Annotated in this window: 10 protein-coding genes and 1 tRNA gene; 5 read left to right on the forward strand and 6 right to left on the reverse strand. The window is 53.4% G+C overall.

Annotation, left to right across the window (positions count from 1 at the left end):
* The first annotated feature begins 154 nt into the window (after positions 1–154).
* Complete coding sequence (gene ubiG, locus HMPREF2954_RS03730; RefSeq protein WP_039408409.1) at positions 155–874, forward strand: bifunctional 2-polyprenyl-6-hydroxyphenol methylase/3-demethylubiquinol 3-O-methyltransferase UbiG; 720 nt, start codon at positions 155–157, stop codon at positions 872–874.
* 168 nt (positions 875–1,042) lie between these two features.
* Here the strand turns inward: ubiG and HMPREF2954_RS03735 are convergent, their stop codons facing one another.
* The 6 genes from HMPREF2954_RS03735 to HMPREF2954_RS03760 all read right to left on the reverse strand — a co-directional run bounded on the left by HMPREF2954_RS03735 (position 1,043) and on the right by HMPREF2954_RS03760 (position 6,160).
* Positions 1,043–1,531, reverse strand: coding sequence for a TlpA family protein disulfide reductase (locus tag HMPREF2954_RS03735; protein WP_045073297.1), 489 nt, complete (start codon positions 1,529–1,531; stop codon positions 1,043–1,045).
* Positions 1,528–1,914 carry an acyl-CoA thioesterase gene (locus HMPREF2954_RS03740; RefSeq protein ID WP_045073299.1) on the reverse strand — a complete coding sequence of 129 codons (387 nt, stop codon included), beginning with the start codon at positions 1,912–1,914 and terminating at the stop codon, positions 1,528–1,530. Before HMPREF2954_RS03740 ends, HMPREF2954_RS03735 begins: the two co-directional genes overlap by 4 nt.
* Positions 1,914–2,276, reverse strand: a complete 363-nt coding sequence (locus HMPREF2954_RS03745) for a hypothetical protein (RefSeq protein WP_045073301.1) — start codon at positions 2,274–2,276, stop codon at positions 1,914–1,916. The genes HMPREF2954_RS03740 and HMPREF2954_RS03745 overlap by 1 nt, the downstream gene beginning before the upstream one ends.
* A 190-nt stretch (positions 2,277–2,466) precedes the next feature.
* Positions 2,467–4,575: a TonB-dependent receptor gene (locus HMPREF2954_RS03750; protein ID WP_045073303.1), complete on the reverse strand. Its 2,109-nt coding sequence runs from the start codon at positions 4,573–4,575 to the stop codon at positions 2,467–2,469.
* 262 nt (positions 4,576–4,837) lie between these two features.
* Positions 4,838–5,344, reverse strand: coding sequence for a pantetheine-phosphate adenylyltransferase (gene coaD / locus HMPREF2954_RS03755; protein WP_045073305.1), 507 nt, complete (start codon positions 5,342–5,344; stop codon positions 4,838–4,840).
* A 129-nt stretch (positions 5,345–5,473) separates the two neighbouring features.
* Positions 5,474–6,160, reverse strand: a complete 687-nt coding sequence (locus HMPREF2954_RS03760; protein ID WP_045073307.1) for a Bax inhibitor-1/YccA family protein — start codon at positions 6,158–6,160, stop codon at positions 5,474–5,476.
* Positions 6,161–6,411: 251 nt separating this feature from the next.
* Between HMPREF2954_RS03760 and pyrE the strand changes: the two genes are divergently transcribed.
* The 4 genes from pyrE to HMPREF2954_RS03780 all read left to right on the forward strand — a co-directional run bounded on the left by pyrE (position 6,412) and on the right by HMPREF2954_RS03780 (position 9,347).
* Positions 6,412–7,053 carry an orotate phosphoribosyltransferase gene (gene pyrE, locus HMPREF2954_RS03765; protein WP_003741470.1) on the forward strand — a complete coding sequence of 214 codons (642 nt, stop codon included), beginning with the start codon at positions 6,412–6,414 and terminating at the stop codon, positions 7,051–7,053.
* A 111-nt stretch (positions 7,054–7,164) separates the two neighbouring features.
* Entirely contained in the window at positions 7,165–7,650 is a 486-nt protein-coding gene (locus tag HMPREF2954_RS03770) for an MJ0042-type zinc finger domain-containing protein (protein ID WP_003759233.1), read from the forward strand.
* Complete coding sequence (gene argA / locus HMPREF2954_RS03775) at positions 7,647–8,957, forward strand: amino-acid N-acetyltransferase (RefSeq protein WP_045073310.1); 1,311 nt, start codon at positions 7,647–7,649, stop codon at positions 8,955–8,957. The genes HMPREF2954_RS03770 and argA overlap by 4 nt, the downstream gene beginning before the upstream one ends.
* Positions 8,958–9,271: 314 nt before the next feature.
* A tRNA-Thr gene (locus HMPREF2954_RS03780) sits at positions 9,272–9,347 on the forward strand.
* Positions 9,348–9,393 lie beyond the last annotated feature (46 nt).

Consider the following 9,393-nt stretch of genomic DNA (forward strand, 5'->3'; position numbering starts at 1 on the left):
GCACTTGAAATCCGAATCCAAGGTCGTCTGAAAAGGGTAAGCGGCGTTTTCAGACAGCCTTTTGGCGGCTGGCGGCGGTTGGTCTCTGTTCCATCCTGCCGCTTTGCTATAAAATCGAAACCCTCTTCAACCCGAAATCCAAATCAGGAAAATCATGATGGAAGCAGCCGGACAACACAACGTCGATGCGGACGAAATCGCTAAATTCAGCCAAATTGCGGATAAATGGTGGGATAAAAACGGCGAGTTCAAACCTCTGCACGACATCAATCCGCTACGCTTGGGCTATATCAATTCATTCGCTCAGTTGGTGGGCAAACGTGTTTTGGATGTCGGCTGCGGCGGTGGGATTTTGTCGGAAAGCATGGCAAAACGCGGCGCGGCGCACGTTACCGGCATTGATATGGCGGAAAAATCGTTGCAAACCGCCCAAGCTCATGCCGCTGCCGAAGGAGTGGACAATATCGATTACCGCTGCATCCGCGTCGAAGACCTTGCCGCCGAACAGCCGCACAGTTTCGATGTTGTAACCTGTATGGAAATGATGGAACACGTTCCCGATCCCGCCGCCATCGTCAAAGCCTGTTCGGAGCTGGTGAAGCCTGACGGCAGGGTGTTTTTCTCCACCATCAACCGCAACCCTAAATCTTATCTCCATCTGATTGTCGGCGCGGAATATGTGTTGAACGTCGTTCCCAAAGGGACGCACGATTGGCAAAAATTCATCACGCCCGCCGAGCTGGCGCGAATGTGCAGGCAGGCAGGTTTGGACGTTATCGACACCAAGGGCATGACCTACAATCTTTTGACCCGCCGCTATTCTTTATGCGACTCGACAGAAGTGAATTATATGATTGCCTGCCGCCCGGTTTGAGAAGGTTCTTTGTCCGAATCATGATAAAAGGTTATGAAGAAAGGCACACAAAAACAATATTGCTGAAACTGCTGCCGTTTTCACACCAATCAGCATTTGCGAGAAAAGGAATCCACACGTTATCCCAATAAATACATAAGGGTGCATCATTGCGCCCTTTTTTGATTGCTACTTTGCCAATTCTTTGTCGATTTCCTGATAAAGCGCGGCGAAGTCGGGTTCTCCGACAAAGGTTTTCAGGATTTCGCCTTTTTTATTAATCAGAAAAGAAGTCGGGTAAACCTGCGTACCGAAGGCTTGGGCGGCGGCTTTATCGGCATCAAACATGACGGTAAAGGGCAAACCGTATTCTTGGACGTATTGGGTTACGCTTTCCAACGGGTCTATCGGTTGGGCAATGCCGAGTACTTGGAAGTCTTTTCCTTGATAGTCTTTGGACATTTTGATGACTTTGGGCATTTCACTGACACAGCCCGGACAGGAGGGAAACCAGAAATTGATGAAACTGACCTTGCCTTGCAAATTGGCGTTGGACACCGGTTTGCTTTGCAGGTCGAACAAAGAGAATGTGGGAGTAGGTTTGTTATCCGGAATAAGGACGATGGCGAGCAGCACGCCGATAATGGCGACTGCGGCAATGGTAATGAGTTTTTTCATGCTTCGGAGTATTGTTTTAAAAGGGTAAATAGAGGTTCGGGAATGCTGATGCTCCGCCCGCTTTCTGCGCTGACAACCATCAGCGTACTTTCGGCTTCGACGGCATTTTTGCCGCTGGGCAAAACGATGTTTTGGGTAAGGATAATATGACGCGAGGTCAGCTCTTTCAGACGACCTTCAAAACGTAATATGTCGCCCTCGACGGCGGCGCGGCGATAACGGATGTCGGTGCGGACAACCACCAGCATCAAGCCGTCGATTTCGGACAAGAAACCGTGTTCCTCAAAAAATGTCCAGCGCGCTTCTTCGAGAAATTCGAGATAGCGCGCGTTGTTGACATGACCGTAGCCGTCAAGATGGTAATTGCGGACGCGGACGTTCATCAGTTCAAATTAAAGGGTTGAAAGGCTTCACGGGCGAGCGGTTCGTGTTCGAGGTCGGTAATGACGGTAGAAAGCTGGATGTCAAACCATTCGTTGAAAATATCCGCATTCAAATCAGGCCATTCGCTTTCATCTTCGCACCAATCGGCAAGTTCGGCAGCGAAAATGTCTTCAAACCGTGCTTCGATTTCGTCCCATACTTCGTCAGCGGTTTCACACGGACGGACGAGGTAAGAATTGGCATCGGCTTGAATATCTTCAAGCGTCAAACCGTCAAGATGATTGCCGGGCAGGGTTTGCAGCCAGTTCCAAAAAGGATCGAGCGGGATGAGCAGGAAGACGCTGCGGTTGACTTCGTACATGATGTTTTCCTTGGTTTCAGATAAGGGAATGATATAGCAAAGGCCGCGCAAACGCTATCTTTGCGGACTGCCACATTCTTTGCAGACTTAAGCGCCCCGCCTTATTCATGAGCGTATAGAAGGTAAAAGGTCGTCTGAAAACTCGAAACACGAGTTTTCAGACGACCTTTGTTCCATTTCCTGCCTGGAATTAGAAACTGTAATTCACCCGCGCCGTATAAGTGCGCGGCGCGCCGGGCATGGCGTCGGAACGCCAGTATTTTTGATTGAACAGATTGCCGACGGCGAAAGTGAGGTTCAGGTTTTTGCGGTTCCAGCCGAGCATGGCGTCGGTGCGGACGAAGCCGGGAAGCGTGGTGACTTCTTTGTTTCTTGAATCGTAGCCGTAGCGTTTGCCCGTACCGGTTACGCCGATTTCGCCGTAGAGGTTTTCGGTCGGCGTGTAACGGAAGAACAGGTTGCCGGTAACGTTGCTGGTGTTGTCCAAATGGATGCCCACTCGGTCGGGATTTTCTTTGTCTTCAACGACTTTCGCCTGCATCATGCCCAATGAGCCGCGCAGGTAGAGTTTTTTGGGGATGATTTGTCCGATGGCGGACAGTTCCACACCGCGCGAACGGTGTTTGCCGCCGACAGCCCAAGTGTAGGGATCATTTTGCGCGTCGGGACGGTAGCGGATATTGAAGCGTTCGATTTGGTAGGCGGACAATGTGGTGCTGAGGCGGTCGTCCAGCCAACTGCTTTTGACACCGGTTTCGTATTGGCGGGTGTACTCGGGATCGGCGTTGAACACGGCAGAAGACGAAGTATCGATGCTCAAATAGCCGCCGCGTCCGCCATAAGGTGCGAAGCCTTTGTTATACGAGGCGTAGAGCGTGTGGGCAGGCGTTACGTTCCACACTGCGCCGATGTTGGGGCTGAACGAATGGCCGCTGTATTGACGGCTGCTGCCGGTGAGTTTGTTTTCGGAATTAAAGGTGTATTTGTCGTAACGGCCGCCGAGGACGAATTTCAAGTCGGGCGTGGCGGAGAAGATGTTTTGCACAAAGATGCCGTAGGAGTCGGCTTTGTGGCGGTTTTGGGTGAGGACGGGTTGCAGCCTGCCCGAAGCCGGCCAGCTTGCGCGGTCGTAGGGGTTGATGGAGGCTGTAAAGGCGCGGCTGAAACCCAATGTCGGGTTGCGGTGTTCGCGGCTGTAATCCAAGCCTACGGTCAGGTGGTTTTCAAAACGGCCGATGTGGTAGTCGCCGTTGAGCGTGAAGTTGGACGACAGGGTTTTGTTGTCGGTCTGCTGCCAGGCGTAGTTGCGCTTGATTAGGCTGCCGTTTTCGCTGCCTGCATAGAAATGGTCGAAATCCTGCGCCGCCGTGCGGTGGGCGAGCTGCCATTGGGCGCGCCATTTGTCGTTGAAGGCGTATTCGAGGTCGGAACGCCAAACTTGCAGCTTGTCTTTGACAAAATCGTTCGGGTGGGCGAAACCCATGCGGTAAGGCAGTCCGAAGCGGTCGTACACGGACTTGGTCGGGCTGCGGTCGGGCGTGCGCTCCACGTTGTCGTAGGTGTATTGCCCCGTCCATTTCAAGCCGTTGTCGAGTTTGACGGTAATGCTGGGCGAAACCATGACGTTTTTGCTGTCTATGCCGCTGCGGAACGAATTGGCGCGCCCGACTTCGCCGGTGAGGCGGATGGCGACGTTTTTGTTCAGCACTTCGTTGATGTCCATATTCAGGCTGCGGTTTGCCCACGAGCCGTAAACCGCACCGATATTGCGGCTTTGTTTGAAATTGGCGTATTTGCTGACCATATTGATGACGCCGCCGCCGTTGGTGCGTCCGTAAAGGACGGAAGACGGGCCTTTCAGGATTTCCACGCGCTCGATGTTGGCGGTGCTGCGGCGGACCTGTCCGCTTTCGCGCACGCCGTCGCGGTAGATGTCGGATGCGTCGGCTTGAAAACCGCGCAGGAAAATGCTTTCGCCGCGCATATCGTAAGCCGCGTCAATACCGGCGTTGCCTTCGAGGATGGAACTCAAATCGTTCGTGCCGTAGTTTTTGTTTTTCTGGATGTTGAGCGTATCGACGGTTTGCGGCGTTTCTTTGATGAGCTGGCCGTTGCGGGTAACGGCGGCTTCGTCGTAATTGATGTAGCCTTTGAGTACGCTGGTGTCGGACTGTCCGACCACGGTAACGGTGGGCAGTGTGGCGGTGTAATGTTCGCTATCGGCGGTATCGGCGGCATACAGCGGGAAGGCGGAGGCAATCAGGGCGGGAAGCAGGGAAAGGCGGGCAGAATATTGCATGTTCAACTCGGAAGGTGAAGAGATGCGGCATTATAGGAAATATTTTTGCTTAATCGAAATAATTGATAATAATTATCTTTATTTATGACAAACCGTGTTTATATTTTGCAACAAATCAGCCACCAAAAATTATATTTAAATTGAATTTAATCATTTGATTATTCAATGTAAATTTAGAATTACACAAACACTGCCATAAATCGAAAGATCGTCTGAAAACCCATATCAAGCTTTCAGACGACCTTTTCATCAACAACAGATTTCAAGTTTCATAATCCTGCACGATTTTTTCGTACACGGCTTCGGGCAGGTAGCGGCGTATTATGTCGTGCCAACCATCGGGGCCGACCAGGCCTTTGACCATAGTGGAAGACACTTCGGCGATTTCGCGCGGCGGCATCAGGAAAACCGTCGAAATTTCGGGTGCAAGGTCGCTGTTGATATAGCGCATGGAGCGTTCGTATTCATAGTCGGCGGCAGAACGGATACCGCGAACGATAAACCCTGCTCCGATTTCGCGCGCGTAGCGGACCAGGAAGCGGTTTTCAAATACGCTGATGCGGACATTGGGAAAGTCGCCCGTAATCGCTTCGAGCATGGCGCGGCGTTCGTCTATGGTGTAGGTGTTGCGTTTTTCAGGATTGATACCGATGGCGACGACGAGTTCGTCAAAAAGCGCCTGCGCTTCTTGTATCATCCAAAGATGACCGAGGGTCGGCGGGTCGAAGCTGCCTGCGTAAACGGCGCGGCGCGGGGGGATAGTGTTCATGAGTAGTGGTGTGAGTGATGGCAGCCGTCAGGATAGCGGGCGGGGAATGGAATGTCAAAAAGGTCGTCTGAAAATCAGAAAACCTGTTTTCAGACGACCTTTGAATTCTTTCGTCAGATGCGTAAACGGTTAATCATCGCCACTGAACGCCAACAAAATACGCAACAGGCTGCTGAAGATATTGTAGATGGAGATGAAGATGGTCAGAGCCGCGCTGATATGGCTGTCTTCCCCACCGTCAATCACCGCACGCACCTGCCACATAATCATCAGCGAGCTGAATAGGACAAACGCTGCCGAAACGGCGAGGCTCAATGCCGGGATTTGCAGGAAGAAGTTGGCAATCATCGCAATCATCAACACCACCGCGCCGACGGTCAGGAAGCGGCCTAGCGAATTCATATTGACATTGGTGCGGCGCGCCATTGCAGACATGGTGAAGAACACCCCGGCAGTCATGGCGGCGGCGATGCCGACGATTTGCGTGCCGTTTGGAATGGCGAGCGTATATTGCAGAAGCGGGCTGATCAGCACACCCATGCCGAAAGTGAAGATCATCAGGAGGGTTGCGCCGACATTGCTGTAACGGTTTTTCTCAATGAGGAAAGTCATGCCGTAGAAGAATACCAGCACGGCAACCAGCCCCATCCAGCCCTGACCGAACAGAGAGAATAGATTCAGTCCGAACTGGCCGCTGAAATATGCGCCGGCGACGGCGGGAATGAAAGACAGACCGAGCAGGCGGTAAGTTTTTTGCAGGACGGTATTTTTAGCAACCTGTCCCGTGGCGGTATAGTCGTAAACGTCGTTTCGCATGGCGTTTGCTCCTGAAAAATGGTTTGAAAACAAATAAATTCGGATTCTAACAGTAAATCATCGGCTTGGGCATATCAAGTATGCCGCCGTCGCCGCTTACCGATAGATAATGGCTAATGGCGTATTTTAAAGGGCTTGAATGAAACAGGTCGTCTGAAACCAGAAAACCTGTTTTCAGACGACCTGCATTTTCCTCATGAATCCTTTATAATCTCTTCCTTTATAAATCAATATCTTTCGAAAGAAGCAAAATGTCCGATTTCCGTCAAGATTTCCTCAAGTTTGCGCTGGCGCAGAATGTATTGAAATTCGGTGAATTCACAACCAAGGCAGGCCGTCAGTCGCCTTATTTTTTCAACGCCGGACTGTTTAACGACGGCGCATCGACGCTGCAACTGGCGAAGTTTTACGCGCAGGCGATTATCGAGAGCGGCGTAAAATTCGACATGCTGTTCGGCCCAGCTTATAAAGGCATTATTTTGGCGGCGGCGACGGCGATGATGCTGGCGGAAAAAGGTGTGAACGTGCCGTTTGCCTACAACCGCAAAGAAGCGAAAGACCACGGCGAAGGCGGCGTGTTGGTCGGTGCGCCGCTCAAAGGCCGCGTATTGATTATCGACGACGTGATTTCTGCGGGAACATCTGTGCGCGAATCGGTCAAACTGATTGAAGCGGAAGGCGCAACGCCCGCCGCCGTCGCCATCGCACTCGACCGCATGGAAAAAGGTACGGGCGAATTGTCCGCCGTTCAGGAAGTGGAAAAACAATACGGCTTACCCGTCGTCGCCATTGCCAATCTGAACGACTTGTTCACGCTCCTGCAAAACAACGCGGAATTCGGCGGCTTCCTCGAACCGGTCAGAGCCTACCGCGAACGCTACGGCGTCGCCTAAAATCCGATAAACAAAAGGTCGTCTGAAGACGGACAATCCCTTTTCAGACGACCTACCCCAATCAAACACACATTAAAACAACACATTCCACACTTTACACGGAAAACCCCTATGCCCGCCTGTATATGCCCACACTGCAAAACCTCACTTTGGGTCAAAGACACCCAGCTCAACGTTGCACAAGGCTTTGTCGTTTGCAATAAATGCGAAGGCCTGTTCAAAGCCAAAGACAGCCTGGCGCCGTCTTCCGCTCCCGCCAATCCCGACACGCTGCCCAACGCCGTTACCGACGTCCGCCTCGTACACGACATGGGCGGCAACATCCGCAACCGCAAACAACTCTCCCGCCACGAAATCGCCAGCCTGCTCGACAGCGCCGAACGCGCCAAAAAAGCCAAAGAAGAGGCGGCACGGCGCACCGAAGAGGAAAAGCGTCGTGCAGAAGAAGAAAAACGGCGGACTGAAGAATTCCAAGCCCTGATGGCGGCAGCCGCTGCCAAACCCGCCAAATCCGAAGAAGGCTTCAACTGGACGCTGGCGGTACTGGTTGCGCTGACCGTCCTCATCATGCAGCTTTTCTATTTGGTCTTGTTATGAACACATCTCCGGGTTTTGTTGCCGATTTTCGCGAAGCCGCGCCTTATATCCACTACCTGCGCGGTAAAACACTGGTTATCGGTATCACCGACAGCCTGCTCGAAGGCGACACCCTGAACCGGCTCGCCGCCGATTTCCACCTGCTTGCCGGCTTGGGCGTGCGGCTCGTGTTGGTACACGGCACGCGCCATTTCCTCAACCGCCTCGCCGCCGACAGACAATTCGTTCCGCAATACCACCGCAACCGCCGCATTACCGACGACGCCACCCTGCGCGACGCCAAACAGGCAGTCGGCATGATACGCAGCGACATCGAAGCCGCCCTGTGCAGCAGCGCATCCGCCCCCTTGCGCAACAAACCGATTCCCACCGCTTCGGGCAATTTCCTCACCGCCCGTCCGCTCGGCGTCATTGACGGCATAGACATGGGCTATACCGGCATCGTCCGCAAAACCGACACAGACTCGATCAACCGCCGCCTCGACGACGGTGCCATCGTCCTTATCAGTCCGCTCGGACACTCCTACGGCGGCAAAACCTTCAACCTCAGCATGAGCGAAGCCGCCGAAGCCGTCGCCGTCGCCCTTCAAGCCGAAAAACTCGTGTACCTGACCGAAGAAGCCGGCATTTGCAACGCCGACGGCGTCCTCATGTCCACCCTGTCCTCAGGCGAAGTACGCCACCTGATAGAAACCGCACACAACGTTCCCGTTCGCCTGCTCCAAGCCGCCGTCAACGCCGTCGAAAACGGCGTCAGCCGCGTTCAAATCCTCAGCGGACGCGAAGACGGCGGACTGTTGCGCGAACTCTTCACCCGTGAAGGCTGCGGCACCGCCATCGCCCGCGATTCCTTCGTCTCCATTCGCCAAGCCCACAGCCGCGACATCCCCCGCATCATCGCCCTGATACGCCCGCTGGAAGAACAAGGCATCCTGTTGCACCGCAGCCGCGAATATCTCGAAAACCACATCTCCGGCTTCTCCGTCCTCGAACACGACCGCAACATCTACGGTTGCGTCGCCCTCAAAACTTTCGACGACCCCGAAATCGGCGAACTCGCCTGCCTCGTCGTCTCCCCCGAAGCCCGCGACGGCGGCTACGGCGAAATGCTGCTCGACCACCTCTTCCAAAAAGCCCGCGCCATGGGCATCCGCCGCCTGTTCGCCCTCTCCACCCACACAGGCGAATGGTTTGCCGAACGCGGTTTTCAGACGACCTCTCCCGACGCATTACCCGAAGAACGCCGCCGCGACTACCTCGCCAACGGCCGCAATTCGCAGGTGTTCGTCCGCCATCTTGAACCTTGATGCAACACACTTTGCTCCCCCCGTTCATCCAACCTTGCAGGCGAACCCATCATTCAGATTTAGCTTGTTCACTGTTAAATATTATATTCGGACGGAGGCTGACAGCTTGCCGATTCCGGATAAACCTGTCCAACCCATTGCCGTTTCCGGGCGTGCGGAAAGTGGAAAAGTCAAACAACAAAACACTATCCCCATACGGCCTTTTTAAAAGAGGTCGTCTGAAAACACGGCATATATTTTCACCGAGCAACAACCTTATCGGGAAATGCGAACTTGCCGAACATCCCGTTTATGTATATGATAACGAACACCGTGCCGGTGTAGCTCAGTCGGTAGAGCAGCGCATTCGTAACGCGAAGGTCGGGGGTTCGATTCCCTTCTCCGGCACCAAATTGGATAAAGAGAGGTCGTCTGAAAACTGAACTGGCCCCCAAAT

Origin of the sequence: Neisseria sp. HMSC067H09, from assembly GCF_001814135.1 — a bacterium.
Classification (GTDB): domain Bacteria; phylum Pseudomonadota; class Gammaproteobacteria; order Burkholderiales; family Neisseriaceae; genus Neisseria.